Annotated in this window: 12 protein-coding genes; 6 read left to right on the top strand and 6 right to left on the bottom strand. The window is 47.4% G+C overall.

Going from position 1 to position 17,151, the window contains the following annotated elements:
• Window positions 1–118: 118 nt before the first annotated feature.
• Together OYT88_RS10725 and OYT88_RS10720 are read right to left on the bottom strand one after the other, a co-directional pair.
• The gene (locus tag OYT88_RS10725) at window positions 119–1,483 is read right to left on the bottom strand and encodes a putrescine aminotransferase (RefSeq protein WP_274399947.1); all 1,365 of its coding nucleotides are present in this window, start codon (window positions 1,481–1,483) and stop codon (window positions 119–121) included.
• 431 nt (window positions 1,484–1,914) lie between these two features.
• Window positions 1,915–3,999, bottom strand: a complete 2,085-nt coding sequence (locus OYT88_RS10720; RefSeq protein ID WP_274399945.1) for a sigma 54-interacting transcriptional regulator — start codon at window positions 3,997–3,999, stop codon at window positions 1,915–1,917.
• Between the two features lie 409 nt (window positions 4,000–4,408).
• Here OYT88_RS10720 and OYT88_RS10715 point away from each other — a divergent pair, with 409 nt between their 5' ends.
• From OYT88_RS10715 to OYT88_RS10690, 6 genes are all read left to right on the top strand, one after another.
• Window positions 4,409–5,155 (top strand): sensor histidine kinase, encoded by a 747-nt coding sequence (locus OYT88_RS10715; protein ID WP_274399944.1) that lies wholly within the window; start codon window positions 4,409–4,411, stop codon window positions 5,153–5,155.
• Window positions 5,152–5,865, top strand: coding sequence for a response regulator transcription factor (locus OYT88_RS10710; RefSeq protein WP_274399943.1), 714 nt, complete (start codon window positions 5,152–5,154; stop codon window positions 5,863–5,865). Before OYT88_RS10715 ends, OYT88_RS10710 begins: the two co-directional genes overlap by 4 nt.
• Window positions 5,858–7,237: a hypothetical protein gene (locus OYT88_RS10705; RefSeq protein WP_274399942.1), complete on the top strand. Its 1,380-nt coding sequence runs from the start codon at window positions 5,858–5,860 to the stop codon at window positions 7,235–7,237. Before OYT88_RS10710 ends, OYT88_RS10705 begins: the two co-directional genes overlap by 8 nt.
• Window positions 7,238–7,325: 88 nt before the next feature.
• On the top strand, window positions 7,326–8,228 hold the full coding sequence (locus OYT88_RS10700; protein WP_274399940.1) for an acetamidase/formamidase family protein: 903 nt from the start codon (window positions 7,326–7,328) through the stop codon (window positions 8,226–8,228).
• Window positions 8,229–8,246: 18 nt separating this feature from the next.
• Window positions 8,247–9,611: an APC family permease gene (locus OYT88_RS10695; RefSeq protein WP_274399939.1), complete on the top strand. Its 1,365-nt coding sequence runs from the start codon at window positions 8,247–8,249 to the stop codon at window positions 9,609–9,611.
• A 449-nt stretch (window positions 9,612–10,060) separates the two neighbouring features.
• Window positions 10,061–11,629: an amidase gene (locus tag OYT88_RS10690; RefSeq protein WP_274399937.1), complete on the top strand. Its 1,569-nt coding sequence runs from the start codon at window positions 10,061–10,063 to the stop codon at window positions 11,627–11,629.
• A gap of 309 nt (window positions 11,630–11,938) precedes the next feature.
• On the opposite strand, the gene OYT88_RS10685 is transcribed toward OYT88_RS10690, so the two are convergent.
• The 4 genes from OYT88_RS10685 to OYT88_RS10670 form a co-directional block, all read right to left on the bottom strand.
• Window positions 11,939–12,628: a DMT family transporter gene (locus OYT88_RS10685; protein WP_274399935.1), complete on the bottom strand. Its 690-nt coding sequence runs from the start codon at window positions 12,626–12,628 to the stop codon at window positions 11,939–11,941.
• A 314-nt stretch (window positions 12,629–12,942) separates the two neighbouring features.
• Window positions 12,943–14,709 carry a hydantoinase B/oxoprolinase family protein gene (locus tag OYT88_RS10680; RefSeq protein WP_274399933.1) on the bottom strand — a complete coding sequence of 589 codons (1,767 nt, stop codon included), beginning with the start codon at window positions 14,707–14,709 and terminating at the stop codon, window positions 12,943–12,945.
• Window positions 14,709–16,796, bottom strand: a complete 2,088-nt coding sequence (locus OYT88_RS10675) for a hydantoinase/oxoprolinase family protein (protein ID WP_274399931.1) — start codon at window positions 16,794–16,796, stop codon at window positions 14,709–14,711. The genes OYT88_RS10680 and OYT88_RS10675 overlap by 1 nt, the downstream gene beginning before the upstream one ends.
• A 99-nt stretch (window positions 16,797–16,895) precedes the next feature.
• The gene (locus OYT88_RS10670; protein ID WP_274399929.1) at window positions 16,896–17,123 is read right to left on the bottom strand and encodes a hypothetical protein; all 228 of its coding nucleotides are present in this window, start codon (window positions 17,121–17,123) and stop codon (window positions 16,896–16,898) included.
• Between the last annotated feature and the right edge of the window lie 28 nt (window positions 17,124–17,151).

Below are 17,151 nucleotides of genomic sequence, written 5' to 3'. Positions count from 1 at the left end.
CCCCCTATAAAAAAATTGTCGGACGGACGCCGCCTCTCGATCGGCGCCGACTTGGCAGACGGGTTGCCTGCGGCCGCCCGTTTCAGCCGATACTCATGTTCATTCCGGACTCCCGCCTTTATTTCAATGCGTCGGCCACCGTCTGCACAACCCGGTCGATGTCTTCCTTTTTGATCGTCAGCGGCGGTTCAATGCGGATCGTTTTGGCATTTACCAAGGTCCCGGCCACAAGTACGCCCTTATCAAACAATTTTTGGGAAAACTCGTACCCGATCTTATCTTTCTGAAATTCGATACCGATCATCAGACCTTTGCCGCGGATTTCCATGACTTTATCTTCATGGCCCCTCGCCGCTTCCTTCAGGCCCCGAAGCATATAAGCGCCCATCTTCGCCGCCCGTTCCGGAAGATTTTCCTCAATCAGCACGTTTATCGTTGCAATCGCCGCCGCACAGGCAAGCGGATTTCCACCGAAAGTCGTTGTGTGAATGAACGGATTCGGGAAAAAGTTTTTAAAAACCTTCTCATTGGCAACGACGGCGCCCGCAGGGACAATCCCGCCGCCGAAAGCCTTAGCCAGGCAGAGAATATCCGGAACCACGCCGTAATGTTCGCAGCAGAACATCCTGCCGGTACGGCCCATCCCGGTCTGCACTTCGTCGAGGATGAGCAGGGCTCCGTATTTATCGCAAAGCGCTCTGACCTTCGGCAAATAATCGTCCGGCGGCACAATGACGCCGCCTTCGCCCTGGATCGGTTCAAGCAGAACGGCGGCGACGTCTTCACCGACCAGCGCGCAGGCTTCCATTGTTTTCTCCATCATTTCGATATCTCCGTATTGAACATGACGGAATCCGGAAACGAGCGGGAAAAACGGCCGGCGAAAAGCGCCTTTGGCCGTCGCAGTCAGCGAGCCGAGGCTCTTGCCGTGAAAAGCGCGCGTAGCGGCCATAATTGTTGACCGATCGCTGTAAAGCTTTGCCAGTTTCAGGGCCCCTTCAACGCTTTCCGTTCCGCTGTTTGTAAAGAAGGAATATTGCAGGTCGCCGGGCGTGATTTGGGCGACCAGCTTGGCCAGAAAAGCACGCAGCGGATCAAGCAGATCCTGACTGTGGAGCGCCTGGCGGTTCATCTGACTTTCCACGGCGCGAACGACCCTGGGATTTCGGTGGCCGACATTGTAGATGCCGAATCCGCCCAGACAGTCAATATATTTTTTCCCGTTCACATCTTTGAAACTTTCTCCTTCATCGGACCATTCAACGGCGGCAAATTGTTTATCTTTCGTGACCGTTTTCCGATAGTCCAAAAATCCCGGATTCACATAATCGCGGAAATTATCTACCGTTTCCTCAGTAATCCATGAAGCATCTTCTTCCGTGATCGCGTCATTTTCTTTATTGATCAGGTTCAGCACTTTTTTAGCATAATTGTTTGCTTCCGTATATTTTTCATTGGACTGCTCTTTTATATCGATACTCAACATTAAACACTCCCAATAAATTTTTTTCTTTTCTTCCGGCGAACAGCGGCTTCAATCCGTTTTCATCTTAAAAATGATCACCTCTTTACGGTTCAAATCGTCAGGCGCAGTTGAGAAATGCGAGGGCTTCATTTATTCACTGTTCAGCAAGCAATTTATGTGCCATTTTCATCGGCATGTGATTCGCATGTAAGAAATTGTTACAAAAATTTGATAATAAATTGAACAGAGGCAAGAGATAAATAAAAATCCGGTTCATCTTTTGACCGGATCCTGCTTGATCACTATTGTGTAAAATCGACTGTTTATTTATGCAAAAATGGATAGCCTATGATTTTTTTCATAGAGCAAGTCTGCGGGCCCAGGAATAAAAGAGCAAAAGACGGGAATCCGCGCCTATCCGCTGTGATATCCCGCCTTTTTCGAACAGATTAATGCCCTTCGCCGAGAATCTTATTATACTTCCTGCTGACCGAAGATTGACTGATACCAAGCGCCTCTGCTGCACGCGTTGTGGTTTTGAATTTTTTCATCGCCATCACGACCAGTTCTCTCTCCAGTTTTTCTTTGGCCTGCTTCATCGGAATGATCCGGTTGGTAAAAGAATGCGAATCCGGAACCCGCTGATCGAATCTGATCAAATTGCCGACGAGATCGGCATGAATCGTCTCACTATCGGAAACGACAATCAGCCGTTCCACGACATTCTGCAGCTCGCGGATGTTCCCCGGCCAGTGATAAAGTTCAAGCAGATTTAGAGCATCCGGCATGAAGACATAATGCTTCTTATACTTTTGGTTAAGCTGCTTAAGAAAATGAACCGCAAGAACGGCGATATCCTCAGGACGCTCGCGCAGGGGCGGCACATGGATCGGAATGACATTCAGGCGATAATATAGATCTTCTCGGAAGGCGCCGGCCTTAACCATTTCTTTCAAATTTCGGTTGGTCGCCGCTACGATCTGAACATTAACCGGAATCGGCCGCGTGCTGCCGAGCGGAATGACTTCGCCTTCCTGAAGGACTCTCAGCAGCTTTACCTGCAGCTGAAGCGGAAGCTCGCCGATTTCATCCATGAACAGCACCCCGCCGTCGGCCTGCTCGAAATAACCTTTTTTACCGGCTGTGCTCGCGCCGGTAAATGCCCCTTTCACGTACCCGAACAATTCGCTTTCCAGGAGATTTCCGGGAATGGCCCCGCAATTCAGTTTTAAAAAAGGCCGGCTGCTTCGAGTGCCCATTTGATGAATCGCCTGAGCAACGACTTCTTTTCCGACACCCGACTCGCCGTCGATCAGTACCGTTGAGGAAAACTCGGCGACCTTTTTTACCCGGATCATCAGTTCCTCCATTTTTACGCTTCTGAAAACCATCTGCTGCATGAAAAGGTCTTTCTTTCTAAAGCCGTCCAGCTCCTTTTTATATTCATTAAGCCGTGTTTTAAGCTCTGCGGTTTCCGTGATATCGCGCAGGGCAATAATGATTCTCTGAATCTCCCCGTTATCGCCGAAAACCGGGGTGCCGAGCGCCAGCACTTTCTTTCCGTCCGATGTTTCCTGTACAACCGAATATTTTTTTCTGTTCTCAATCACGTACCGAATGACCGGCAGGTGAAACATCCCCTTCGCTTCAAGATGAAGCAGATTTTTTCCGATCAATTTTTTAAAATTAATATGCCAATAATCGGCAGAGAGAGTTTCACTGCAGCGAATCAGACCGCCTTCCTCGTCCAGGACCAGAATTTCGTCGTACATGCTTGATAAAACGGCATTCAGGTCCGCATTCAGGTTTTTTACATATTCCAGTTCCATCGCCATTTTTTCAACCATTGGCAAATCCTGAACAACAATGACGACGCCGTTTATCGTGCGGCCGGGACCGAAAATGGGGCTGTAATCGGCGAGAAGCCCCACCTGGCCGCCGACGACAATCTGATTCAGGATCGTCTCTCCGGTCGTGAAAACACGATCGATCTCTTTGCGGCCGAAAATATTCTCCGCCGGTTCATGGGCGACTTCGGAGGCACGGCGCTTGGTCATTCTCAGACCCGCTTCATTAAAATTAACCATCCTTCTTTGACGATCGGCGATAAAAATACCCATCGGGATTGATGTCAGAATAGTCTTCAACAAATCCGTGTTCTGGCTTTCATCCTGAAACAGAGCCACAAGCAGATCTTCTCTTTTTATGTAGCCGATCAGGCAGCCATCCCTGTCTTTAACAAGAGTCACCGCTTCGCCGATCACCCGGTAAAGATCCGGAATCGAAAACTCCTGCCCGAGAAAACAGGCTGTTTCCAGCGGATGGGTCTGCTTTTTAATCTCGTCAGCAGTCATGCGGTGCCTGTTTTTCGATTTCATCTCTCTGACGGAAATATAGCCGATCAGCCGATTTCTATCCTCGATGAACAGATAGTCGTTTATCGAATCATCCGTATGCTGTTCCAGATGTTTATCGATTTGCTCTAAAGGTACCGTCACGACAGGCCGGATTTTATCGTTCGGAATCGGAAGCATCGGTCACCCTCCTTTTAGGAACAATTTTAACATACAAAGTTATGAATTATGACATATAAGCCCGAGTTTCTTGTCGCGCTCCGTTCATTCTCAGCATCATTTTTGTTATGAAAAGGAAATTGTATCTATTTTCAATCATCAGGCTCATAATCCGATCGTTTCCATTATTCATTTATGCATAGAAAAAATGTACGAATATTTTCCGATAAGAACCGCTAAACGGAGCTGTCTGAATTTTTTTTCAAAAAATTGCAGCAAAACATCCTCGCGCGGTCTGTCCTGCTTGCCCGGATCACTTGCCGTTCCGGACTGGCTACATTTCCGACTGCGACCGATTCTATTTCCTCAAAGCAGCCGTTTATAATATAATAGAGTTTAAATTCTGAAAGAAAGGGGGAGGCGGGCAGATATGCTGTTCTATTTATTTGAAGGCCTTGTGTTCTGCAGCGTCGTGTTCAGTATTCTCTCCTTCTTTCTGCTCATTTCGCTGCCGATTGTTGAAAAGGAGATTAATGTTTTGGAGCTGGAAAACACAAAGGTCCGTTTGCAGAACCGGGTTCAGGAAAGTGAGCTGCTCCAGCTCAGCAGACAAATTCAGCCGCATTTTATGTTTAATACCTTAAATGTCATATTATCTCTGGCCCGGCTGAAACGGCAAGAAAAATTGATTGAAGGCCTCGAGCGTTTTTCAATGTATCTTCGTTATAAATATACGGATAAAAAAGACATGATTCCTTTTTCTGTCGAACTGAATCAGATTAAAAATTACATATATATTCAAAAACTCCGATTCGGAAGAAAGCTGAGCATAGACATTCAGGTGAATGATCAAGAGCTTTCAGCGGGAATTCCGCCGTATACGCTGCAAATTCTAGTGGAAAATGCTTTTAAGCACGCCTTCGGCAAGAACACGGGCAATAAGAGACTGTCAATCTCTCTCGAGCGGAAGGGAAACTGGGTGGAGCTGCGTGTCACAGACAACGGATCGGAACCCCTCAATCTGCAAAGCGAGCATGGTATCGGTCTGGAAAATATACGGAAAAGGCTGCGACTGCTTTTCGATTTGTACACGGAAGTCCGTATAGAGAAGAACGCAGACCGCGAAACTGTGGCAAAAGTCGTCTGGCCTTACACCATTGTGGAGGATGAGTCATGAACGTATTAATTGTTGACGATGAATATCTGGAACTTGAACAGCTGCTTCAGCTGATCTACACTCGCTATCCTCATTGGAATCTGTTCACAGCCGAAGACAGCCTTGAAGCCCTGGAGATTGCAAACAATCATGATATTCGGCTGGCCATGCTCGACATCCACCTTTCAGGCGAATCCGGGCTGGACCTGGCAGAAAAATTACAGGCCCACTCAAAAAAGCCGGGTATTGTGATCATTACTGCCTATCAGAATTTTGACTATGCTAAAAGAGCCATTAAATTAAAAGCTATTGATTACATCGTTAAGCCGGTCATTCGAACAGAGCTTTATGATGTACTCGACAAATTTGAAATCCGGGACGGCACCTTCCCTCTGACACCTATGATGCAAAGGGCGCTCCGATTTGTTCGTGAACATTACAAGGACAATATCCATCTTCAGGATGTCGCCGATTTCGTCCACGTTTCACCGAATTATCTGAGCAAAAAGTTCAACGACGAAGTGCGGCTTTCCTACAAAGATTACCTTGTTCAGGTCAGAATCAATCAGGCAAAACTGCTGATGACGCAGTACCCTGAGTATACGATACAATATATTGCAGATGCCGTCGGTTTCTCAAGCCAGAATTATTTCACTAATTCTTTTAAAAAGCATGAGAACAGAACACCGACTCAATTCAGGCATGGAAAGATCGGGCCGCAGGATGAATGAGGATGCCCTGATCATTCCTTATTTGCTGCTGCTCATTTCCGCCCTTCCCTATCTAAGCCGCGAAACGTCGATTCCCGCATACATACAGGGCAGTAAAAGACTCGGACTTCACGAAGGCACGCCGTTGCTGCTTTCGCATCTGCTAAAAGGATTCATGATCTTTATGTTTTTTCAGTTCATCTCAAACAACAGTCTGATAAGAGGGATCCTCTTCACTCTTTTTATGCTCCCGATGATGGTTCTTTATGAAAAATGGATCCGCGCGGCCGGCAGGAGACATCTGAATAATCCCAATCACACACCGCTCACTTTTTTCAGGGAACGCGCAGCCGATCAGTATACTTTTCATTTGATCTTACTGATCATGACGCTTATTTCTTTTTTTGCCTTTCTCTCAGAAATTACATGGATGACGCTGCTCGCGGTCAATCTGTTCCAGGTCTCTGAAAGATGGGTATTTCTTTCTCTTTTATTCCTTGTCTATGTTTATGCAGTTGCCGGCGGTTTTGCAGCGATCAAAAAAATAAGCAGGCTGCTTAATGTCCTCATTTTTTTCACCATGGTCTGCCTGCTTCTTTACGCCTATCTCACAAATGGTATTTTTTCAATCTACCGGAACTGGACAATCGAGCAGGGCCGGCTGGGTCCGGATTTTCTTTCCGGTTTCGGGACCCAGTGCTTATGGTTATTTGTCATGATCAGTATTTATTTCGGTTACCTCCTGACTGATTTATCGTTATGGCATATCAGTTTTTCCATGAAGGAAAACAGAATGCGGACCATTTACAGATGCGCCGTGTTCTGCTTTGCCAGCCTGATTGTCACACTAATGATGATTGCCGTATTTGTCCGGACGACCGACCATCGACAAGCTTCGACTCTGATCAGTGTCCTGGATGCTTTATCTCACTCCGCTCCTTTTTTTGCCTATTTTTTGGCCGTTTCATTGTTTTCCATCGGTCTGATCGGTGCGATTGTCTGTCTGAAATCGATCATGGATGCTTTCCTGCTAATCCATCAGGATACTCAAAACAAGGATCGGCGTTTTTTTAAAAAGGTTTATGCCGGCGCGCTCTTATTTCTTATTGTTCTTTTTGCTGCGCTCCATCCTTCCATGACTCTCCTTTTTACGAGTATTAAAATCTTTTCATTACTCTGTATCGCTTCAATCCCTTCTTTTTCCCTGCTGATGATCTCCGAAAAAAAAGTAAATGGGTTCAAGCTGCTGCCTGTCTGCTCAGGTTTTCTTGCGGGTCTGTACTTATTTTCGACCCCCCGGTCCATTCTTCTTGATCTATGCTGGAGCCTGCTTATCAGCGCAGCCCATCAATTTATTACACATATAAGTTATGTTTTCTTACAAAGAAAGTAGATTTTTATAAAAAACGGATATTTTATTATAACATTCTGATTTCTTATAACTTTATACTAATAATATTAGAAAAAGAGGAGGTCATTTCATGGCAACGACGATTCAGCGCGGAAAACCAATCTATGCTTTCAGTAAAGAAAACGCACCTGTCGCCTTCGTCAAACCCGGAGACGAGGTCATCATTGAAACATACGACTGCTTTGAAGACCAGATTGCTTCCGAAGAAACAGATTATGACGCGATCGATTGGAACAGAATTAATCCGGCAACGGGTCCTATCTATGTTCAAGGGGCCGAACCCGGGAAAACGCTGGCTGTGCATATTGAAAAAATCAGTGTCAAAAACAGCGGCGTTCTGTCTACAGGGAAAAATCTGGGGACGATGGGGCATAGGCTCGAGGATCTGCAATTTAAAATTACCCCCATTGAACAGGAGCGTATTCTTTTCAACGAGAAGATCAAAATCCCGTTTAATAAAATGATCGGCGTCATCGGTGTGGCTCCGGAAGAAGGTGCCGTAAACTGCGGAACCCCCGGCGAACATGGCGGAAATCTTGATACGACTTTAATTACCGAGGGAGCCACCCTCTACATTCCGATTTTTCACAAAGGGGCACTGTTCGGCCTTGGCGATATGCATGCCGCGATGGGCGACGGCGAGATCGGTGTATCCGGAGTAGAAGTCGGCGGATCGGCGACCGTCCGCTTCGAAGTGAGGGACGACTTGAACATTCATTATCCGCTGTTGTCAAATAAACAGGGTATCGCCATGATCGTATCGAAAAACACATTGGATGAGGCAGCAAAAACAAGTGTCGAAGAAATGATCGATTTTCTCTCGCCCTATACCGACCTAGGCTTAGGTAAACTGACTATGCTGATGAGCGCCATCGGCAATGCGCAGATTTCTCAGATTGTCGATCCAAAGCTGACGGCCCGTTTTTTCGTACCCAGATGGTTTCTCAATGCATACGGCATTTATACTCTATAATACTTGAGGTGAAAATAAATGACAGAATCCAAACCCGCAGCAAATCGCTCCTTCGGCTATAAGCAGGAACTGAGCCGCGCCCTTTCATTCACAGATCTGCTGATTTACGGCCTGATCTTCATGGTGCCGATCGCGCCGTTCGGTATTTACGGCCAGATTGCAATCGGATCCCACGGAATGGTTGCTCTGGCATACGCCATCGGCATGATCGGTATGCTGTTCACTGCTTTCAGCTATTCGAAAATGTCTTCAGCAATTCCGATCGCCGGATCCGTTTATTCCTATGCTCAAAGAGGCATTAACGATAACGTCGGATTCATCGCCGGTTGGCTGATACTGCTTGACTATATTTTCATCCCGGCATTGCTCTATCTGGTCAGCGCCGTTGCCCTGGCCGACATCGTTCCCCAGATTCCCGTTTTAGTCTGGCTCATTATCTTTATCGGATTCAATACGGTCATTAATATCCGCGGCATCGTCTTTACGGCAAAGACAAATAAAGTCATCCTGTTTCTTGAATTTGTTGTCCTCGCCGTCTTCATTATTGTCGGCATCACGGCGATTGCCCGGCACGTAAACGGAGCGGTATTTACCTTTAAACCGCTGTATGATCCGTCACAATTCTCACTGTCTACCGTCATGGGCGCCGTATCGATCGCCGTCCTGAGCTTTCTTGGTTTTGATGCTATTTCAACCCTGTCCGAAGAATCAAACGGCGGAAAAAAAGCGGTCGGGCGGGCAACCATATTTTCACTGATTATTGTCGGTGTCCTGTTCATCATTCAGACATGGGTCGCCGCCCTGGTTTTTCCTGACTTTAATGCCTTTAAGAGCCCGGATACCGCATTTTATCAAGTCGCGGGGATCGCAGGCGGTGACTGGCTGCGGATTGTGACGATCGTGGCAACCGCAGTATCGTGGGGCATCGCAAATGCGCTTGTGGCACAGACAGCGATCTCGCGCATTCTTTACAGTATGGCTCGCGACAGGAAACTACCGCATTTTTTGTCCAAGATCCATCCAAAATACAAGACACCTTACATCAGCACCCTGCTGGTTGCATTTGTCTCATTAATTGTGACAACTATTTTTGCTTCTCAAATCGGCAAACTGGCTTCAGTAGTTAACTTTGGCGCACTCTCATCTTTTATTCTTCTGCACCTTGCCGTTATGAACTACTATCTGCGTAAACAGAAAAGCAAAAATTATTTTCAGTATTTCATCATGCCGCTGATCGGCCTGCTGATCATTGGCTTTGTTTGGTGGAACCTCGATCCTCTCGCAAAGACGCTGGGTTTCTCATGGCTTGCGATTGGCATTGTCTATTTGATTTTCCTGAAAATTTTCGGCAAAGACACGAAAATTTCCGTGGATCTGTCCTAAATCTTCCACATATCATCAAACCGGGCGATTTTGCCCGGTTTTTGTATAAATTAAACATACGCAGAGCCTCTGTCGGATTTTCCAACCGGGCGATCCGGATTCTTTAACAGGCTGACAGATAAAATGAATGTCGCATGATTACTCCGTTAACTCATGATCCATCATCGTCTGTGTTTCAGCCGCCGGCAAGCATGCTTTTGAAAAGTTCCGCACTGCCTTAAATCAGGGACTCGTCTCAGATTACAGAAGAAACAGCTCAGGGATTAGCGGCAAAGGACCCTACAAACCGCTGAACTCCCATGATGTGAAATAATCACCCTAAACTTAGAAATGATCGATTCTGGATACAGAAAAATTGTTTTTCAGAAATAAAACATTCTACAGATTATCCTATCCGCACCCGTTAAGAGATACTCACGTTCATGATTACTAAGCAGGAGGTTATGTTCATGAAGAAACCGGATCTTGAATCGCTTCGGAAAATTATTGCTATGTATCATATGACCATGGATGATACCGAACTCAAAGCCTACCAAAAAATAATGAATGAAAGCCTTTTTGACTCGTATGAACACGTCGACCGGATGACTGAGCCGGAGCTGCCCGTTAAATATAAACGAGTGCCGGGATACCGGCCTCCCAAGAAAGAAAACCCTTTAAATGCCTGGTATTGGAAAACCGAAGTGGAGCATGCCGAGTCAGGAAAACTATCGGGGAAAAAGATTGTTCTGAAAGATAATGTCAGTCTGGCAGGTGTTCCGATGATGAACGGGACAAAAATTCTTGAGGGATTTGTTCCGCAGATTGACGCGACGGTGGTCACCCGCATTCTGGACGAAGGCGGAGAAATACAGGGAAAAGCAGTCTGCGAGAGTCTATGCTGCAGCTGCAGCAGCTTTACCTCCGACACCGGACCGGTTTTAAATCCCCATAATACGCTTTATTCCGCCGGTGGATCTTCCAGCGGAAGCGCCGCTCTCGTCTCCTCGGGCGAAGCGGATATGGCCATCGGCTGCGACCAGACCGGTTCGATCCGAATGCCGAGCGCATGGTGCGGCATCGTCGGCCTGAAACCGTCATGGGGGCTCGTCCCTTATACGGGCATATTTCCGATCGACGTGACGCTCGATCATGTTGGCCCGATGGCACGAACCGTAGAAAATGTCGCTCTGCTTTTGGAAGCCATCGCCGGACCGGACGGGCTGGATCCGCGCCAATACGGTCTGCAGCCGAAAACCTATTCAAAATACTTAACCGGCGACGCAGCAGGCCTGAGAATGGGCATTGTCGAGGAAGGATTCGGCTGGAAGAACCTTTCCGAACAGGATGTCGACCGGACGGTAAGAGCAGCCGCCGATTCGTTTACCAACTGCGGGGCATCCGTTGAAACGGTATCGATCCCGATGCACCGTGACGGGATCCATATTGCCAATATCATTAATACTGAAGGAACAACCGTACAAATGTTCAGAGGCAACGGCCTGGGAACGAGCTGGAAGGGCTATCACCAGACCCAGCTGCTCGATGCATTTGCCGACGGGATGGCCGCGCGTGCAAACGATCTTTCCGCAGCCGCCAAGATCACAATCATGACCGGACAGTATATGCAGCATGCCTATCGCGGGCGGTATTACGCAAAAGCGCAGAACCTGGCACGTCTGCTGAGAGCAGCGTATGACCATGCATTCCGCAGTTTTGATGTTCTGATCATGCCCACCGTTCCCTACAAGGCTACGAAGCTTCCGGACGATGAGGCCGATCTCAGGAAAATAATCGCGCTCTCTTTTGGCGTCGATACCAACACCGGCGTCTTCGATGTCACCGGACATCCGGCGATGAATGTGCCGTGCGGATCAGCAAACGGACTGCCGATCGGCATGATGCTGATCGGCAGATACGGGGAAGAAGAGATCTTATTACGCGCCGCCCATGCTTTCGAAACCATGACACATGGGATGTTTGCAAGACCTGCAGAACTTAAAAAACAAACTCTTGGATCCTATCCGACCAACGATTAAATAATTATCCAACGATGATCCTCCAAGCAGCTTTGAAAGACAGGCTTTCTGCCTAATCCAAAGCTGTCTTTTTGAGCTTGGCCGTCTTTCTTTTGCGAACGGCGCACAAAGTATTGACGCCAAGAACACCAAGAACCACGAGCAAGGCCCCGACACAGTGGTAGTAGTCCAGGGATTCATTCAGAAAACCGCTCCGGAAAACATTGAAATGATGGTTGTCAGGTTGGTGAAGGCGCCGAATTTTGACGCCTCAATTTCAGAGAGTGCAAAGTTCGAAAGAAAAAAAGTGATAAATGACGCAAACACTCCTTAGTACAAAACAGATAAGAAAAATAATGGATGGAAAAAGGGCTCCATAGATCGTGAGAATGTGCCTTGAATCAGGTGATTGATAAGAGCCATAAGATTAAAACTGACAAATCCGATGAAAATCATGATGCAGGTCATATCGATCATTCTATATTTCTGCGCCATCGCTCTTGCCAGAACGTTATAACCGGCATAGGAAAGCGTGCTTAAAATAAATAGCAGAATACCCAACCACCGGGCTTCCCCTACATGTCTGCCTGTCATCAAAAAGATGAACCGCACTCCGAACACAGACAGAATGATTGAAAACTTTTGAATCCGGTTTGTTTTTTCTTTCAGGAAACAGGAAGCCAGCAGCAAAGTAAAAATAGGCAGCATCGCCTGAATAATGCCTGCTTCAGCCGCGGGAAGGGACGTCAGTCCAAGCGCTTGTGTTAAAAAATAGAAACACGGATTCAGCAGGGAAATCGGCAGAAAACGCAGGACATCCCGCAAGTGTATGGATAATCTGATTCCTGTCGGCGGAAGGATCATAATCGAAAATAAGAATGCCACCGTCAAATGATCGGCAAGGACATCCAGAGGATTGCCGTACCGAAGCGCTAGTTTGACGAACATAAAAGAAAAACCAATGATTATTGAAAAGAGGACGGCTGATAAATAGGAAAAAAAACGTCTGGAAAAAATCACACCATCATCTCCAGCTCAATGCGGCGAATCGCAATTTTGAATCTGTGCCTAACTTTCTTTCCCATACAATAGTTGTTTTATGGAACAACGGCAGAAACGCTCGGCCTGCTGAAATGCTTTGCAATTAAACGAAACAACGATCCATCCAACTGCCTATAATTAAAAAAACAGAAAAAAGGAATCCTGCATGGCATGACCGGTGTGCAGTCTGAACCAATGGACTCCTCAATAATAAATGTCTCGAACCCATCGTTAAATTTCAGATAGGAAAGGCCATGAACGTACGCCATGGATCCGCCCGCTCATCTCTTCATTTAATGGGCGATACGCAAATTCTTTGTCGCTTCCCGGTTAATCCCGCTGCCAATGATCACGACGCCGTATTCGGACTTCGCCCTTCCCGGAGATATGTAGCCGTCCTGAACATCCGTAAGAACTTTCTCCGGATCGCGCTCGTAAGGATCTCCATATCCGCCCCCGCACGGTCCGACAATCCGCAAGGTTTCGCCTCTATGCGTTTTTTTATAAGGAACCTTTGAAGGCAGCGCAGTTTCCCGGCCCTCTTGATCCGTGAATATCAGTTTGCTCGGTGTACCGTCTTTACCGCCGTCAAAGCCCCACGGCGCGTATTTCTGGCCTTCGCCTTCGACGGAGAAGCCCCCTTCATCGGTAAACTCAATATCCCGGATCGGACCGACACCGCCCCTGTACTTTCCTGCCGCCGCGGCGTTATCCGGAAACTCGTATCGGGTCACACTGAGAGGGTGATGGGATTCAATATCTTCTATCGGATTGTTTCGTGTATTGGCGTATAATACATCAATGGCATCCATCCCGTCTTTTCCGTAACGCCCTCCGGAACTTCCCGCCATAATGTCCATATATACCCAGTATTTTTTATCAATCATCCCGCTGTAAGCAACCATATACAGATTCCCGATCCCCGCACAGATCTGGTTCGGAACGGCCTGGCCCAGTGCGCGCATAATCGTATCGGCCAGAGCATTGCCCGGGCAGAATCTGGAAATCGTCGGTGCCGGATAGACCGGATTAGCCAAAGTCCCTTCCGGAGCAATAATTTTTATGGGACGGATCATCCCTGCATTCTGGGGTATATAGCCGAATTTTTTAGAGTCCAGCAAGATTGTCCGGATTGTTAAATAAACGGCCATGTCCGTTGTTCCCGCAAGAGGCATGTTAATCGGCCGATCGTCAACCTGATCGGATGTACCCGTTAAATCCACAGTTATCTCATCATCTTTCACGGTCAAATTAACGACAAACTTCAGATCTTTTCGCTTCGGATCCGGGCTGTCCAAATAACCGTCTATATAACCGACCGAATGATACGTCCCGTTTGGGATCTTTGAAATTTCATGGCGGAGGATCCGTTCCGAGTAATCCATCAAATAATCACGGGCTGCCCGCACAGTCTCCAATCCAAATTTCTCAACTATCTCCAGATAGCGTTCTGCTCCGATTCGACAGGTGGCAATCTGCGCTTCCATATCGCCGACCACCATATCAGTGGCCCGCACATTGTCCCGGATCAGGCGCCACACCATATCCACTTTTTTTCCTTCTTCGTAAACCTTGATTGCTTTGAATTGCATGCCCTCTGCAAAGCAGTCAACCGCGTCGATAATGCCGATTGAGCCGGGCGACAAAGCGCCTAAATCCAACTGGTGAGCCGTAGAGCAGGAATAACCGATCAACTCTCCTTTGTAATAGACAGGGACGAAAAACCCGCAATCCGGCTGATGTGTCGCGCCATAAAAAGCAGAATTATGAAGAATAACATCGCCTGGTTTAAAATCATAACCCCTCTCTGCCATGATTTCTTTAATTCCGTGAAGATATCCCGGTATAGGGCCGGATTGCAGCGGAGTGCTGTTGACCGACTCGCATAGTTGCCGGCCGTTTTCATCAAGCAGGGCACAGCCAAAGTCATTTGACTCGCGGATGATGCTGGAATAAGACATACGCGCAAGTTTATGGCCCATTTCGATCGCAATATTCTTAAGTGCTCCGCCTACAACCTGGGCAGTAATCGGATCTATCGCCGTTTTCGTATCAACCATTATACTTCCACCCCTATTTCTACTAAGATGCTCCCGTTTGCTAGCATCGTGGCCGTACAATCAGGAGGAATAACCGACGTCGTATCCTTTTGCAGGATGATGCAGGGGCCTGGTATCGGTTCATTGATAGGCAATGTTTCTTTTTGGTAATGCGGAGTATCGAATGTCTTTAAAGAACCGTCCGAACGGAACCAAGCCGGGGCCGTCTTAACCTTCGCCTTGATCAGGGAATGAACGCCTTCCGAAAAATCCGGATCTGCGATTTTCGGCATATTGCCGATACCGGTCACACGCATATTCACAATTTCAATCGAAGCATCCGGGAAAGCGTGCCCGTACTCGCGTTTATGAACCGTATGGAAAGTTTCCCATATCGCGTGAATATTTGCTGCATCGATCGAACCGGAGGCAACAGGGATACGCAATTCGTAGCCTTGCCCGACGTAACGGCAGTCAAAGAAATGCAGCAGAGTGATTTTGTCCGGTGCAAATCCGGCCTCTCCCAGCTGCCCGGCAATATCTTCCTCCAGACTTTTGTATTTTTGATTCAGATAGTCCGTATCGAGCCTATCGCTGGACATAAAGATTGTCTGGACCGCGTCATATTTTAGATCCGTTGTCAAAAGGCCGGTTGCCGACGTAATACCGGGATACGGCGGTATAATAACCTCCGGGATGTCAAGGATTTTCGCGACCTCAACCGAACACATCGGTCCGCCGCCGCCCAGTGCCGCCAGACTGAAGCCGCGGGGATCAAAGCCCTTCTGAATGGTTCTTGAGCGAATCGCGTTGGCCATGTTGTTATTGACGATGGTTAAAATTCCTTCAGCCGTCTCATATAAACCCAATCCGAGTGTCGATGCTAAGTCTTGTACGGCTTGAACTGCCTTTTCCGGGTAGATTTTCATTTCTCCATCGAGAAAATGATCCGGGTCCAATCTGCCGAGCACCAGCGTCGCATCGGTTACCGTCGGCAGTTCCCCGCCGCGTCCGTAACAGGCCGGCCCCGGATACGAACCGGCGCTTCTCGGGCCGACTTTGAACGCGCCCCCGGCGTCAACATAGGCGATACTGCCTCCGCCCGCTCCGATCGTATGAATATCGATCATCGGCACCTGCACCGGATAGCCGGCAATCTGGGTATCGCCGGCTATCGCCTCTGAAAAGCCCCGTTCTGTCACAATCCCAATATCCGCACTTGTTCCGCCGACATCAAAAGTGATCAATCTTTGATGATCGGACAATTTCCCGGCCCATTGTCCGCCAAGCACTCCGGCCGCCGGCCCCGATAAGAGCGTCATGACCGGTTTTTCCGATACCGTCCGGGAATTAGCGACACCGCCGTTGGATGTCATAATCAAGAGGTCGCAGTCTACTTCTGCCTCACGGAGACGCGATTCCAGGCTCTCAATGTACCCCTTCATGACCGGACCGACAAAGCCATTCATACTTGCTGTTGCGAAGCGTTCAAACTCGCGGAACTGCGGAGAAATATTTGCCGAAGCGGTGACATAAAAGTCAGGAAACTTTTCACTGATTATTTTTTTTACCCGCTCTTCATGTTCCGGTTCTAAATAAGAGAACAGGAACCCGACGACAACGGATTCGATCCCTTCATTTTTAAACTCGTTCAATATTTTAATGACTTCATCTTCATCTAATGGAATCTTTTCATAAGCTTTTCCATTCGATAAACCGATCCGTTCTGAAACAGTCCTGCGGTAACGGCGTTCAACCATGCTGTTATCCTGCCACGGGATTTCCTGGGCAATGGAATAATTCTCCGGTCTCTGATGCCGGCCGATCTGCAGAATATCCCTGTAGCCCTTTGTGGTAATCAGTCCGGTTTTTGCTCCGTTATGTTCAAGCACAGCGTTCGTCGCAATCGTTGTCCCGTGAAAAATATGATCGATACGGTTTCTTTCTATGCCGTACCGGCTGCAAATCTCTGTGATGCCTTTGACCATACCGACCGAAGGATCTTTTGTTGTGGTAGGTGTTTTATGAATATGTGATATGCCCGTGTCCGTATCTGTATAAATAACATCCGTGAACGTGCCGCCTATGTCAACACCAATCAGTTTCATATCATCCTGCCTCCATCCGATTCACATGATTGAATCAGCAAAATCATTTAATATTTCTGATAATAGAAACTTCAGAATGACTGAATGCGTCATATCCAGTCAGCTCTTCACTTTTCTTTTTAAACGCAGCCGATTCGTAAAATATTTTCTTGCATCCGGAGTGAGTATACGCAGAGCTTTCACTTGATCGGGAGATTTCCGATCTGCCGGTCTGAACTGAATAAGAGCTCCGTTAAGATTTTCTTTGACACTGACAATTTGATAATCTTGTTCCATTAATTCGTCAATTTGTTTTTTTTCTTTTAAAAATATTTTGTACTCATACATTTTCCGAACCTCATCAGGTTAATAAAAT

The sequence above is a fragment of the Sporolactobacillus sp. CQH2019 genome, assembly GCF_028765345.1.
Taxonomy (GTDB): domain Bacteria; phylum Bacillota; class Bacilli; order Bacillales; family Sporolactobacillaceae; genus Sporolactobacillus.
This window is presented reverse-complemented; position numbering and strand designations above follow the sequence as displayed.

Bases quoted from the DNA above. Each gene is read 5' to 3' on its own strand.
- OYT88_RS10695 (WP_274399939.1), top strand. From the start codon at position 8,247: ATGACAGAATCCAAACCCGCAGCAAATCGCTCCTTCGGCTATAAGCAG.
- OYT88_RS10675 (WP_274399931.1), bottom strand. From the start codon at position 16,796: ATGAAACTGATTGGTGTTGACATAGGCGGCACGTTCACGGATGTTATT.
- OYT88_RS10710 (WP_274399943.1), top strand. From the start codon at position 5,152: ATGAACGTATTAATTGTTGACGATGAATATCTGGAACTTGAACAGCTG.
- OYT88_RS10705 (WP_274399942.1), top strand. From the start codon at position 5,858: ATGAATGAGGATGCCCTGATCATTCCTTATTTGCTGCTGCTCATTTCC.
- OYT88_RS10715 (WP_274399944.1), top strand. From the start codon at position 4,409: ATGCTGTTCTATTTATTTGAAGGCCTTGTGTTCTGCAGCGTCGTGTTC.
- OYT88_RS10690 (WP_274399937.1), top strand. From the start codon at position 10,061: ATGAAGAAACCGGATCTTGAATCGCTTCGGAAAATTATTGCTATGTAT.
- OYT88_RS10680 (WP_274399933.1), bottom strand. From the start codon at position 14,709: ATGGTTGATACGAAAACGGCGATAGATCCGATTACTGCCCAGGTTGTA.
- OYT88_RS10700 (WP_274399940.1), top strand. From the start codon at position 7,326: ATGGCAACGACGATTCAGCGCGGAAAACCAATCTATGCTTTCAGTAAA.
- OYT88_RS10670 (WP_274399929.1), bottom strand. From the start codon at position 17,123: ATGTATGAGTACAAAATATTTTTAAAAGAAAAAAAACAAATTGACGAA.
- OYT88_RS10720 (WP_274399945.1), bottom strand. From the start codon at position 3,999: ATGCTTCCGATTCCGAACGATAAAATCCGGCCTGTCGTGACGGTACCT.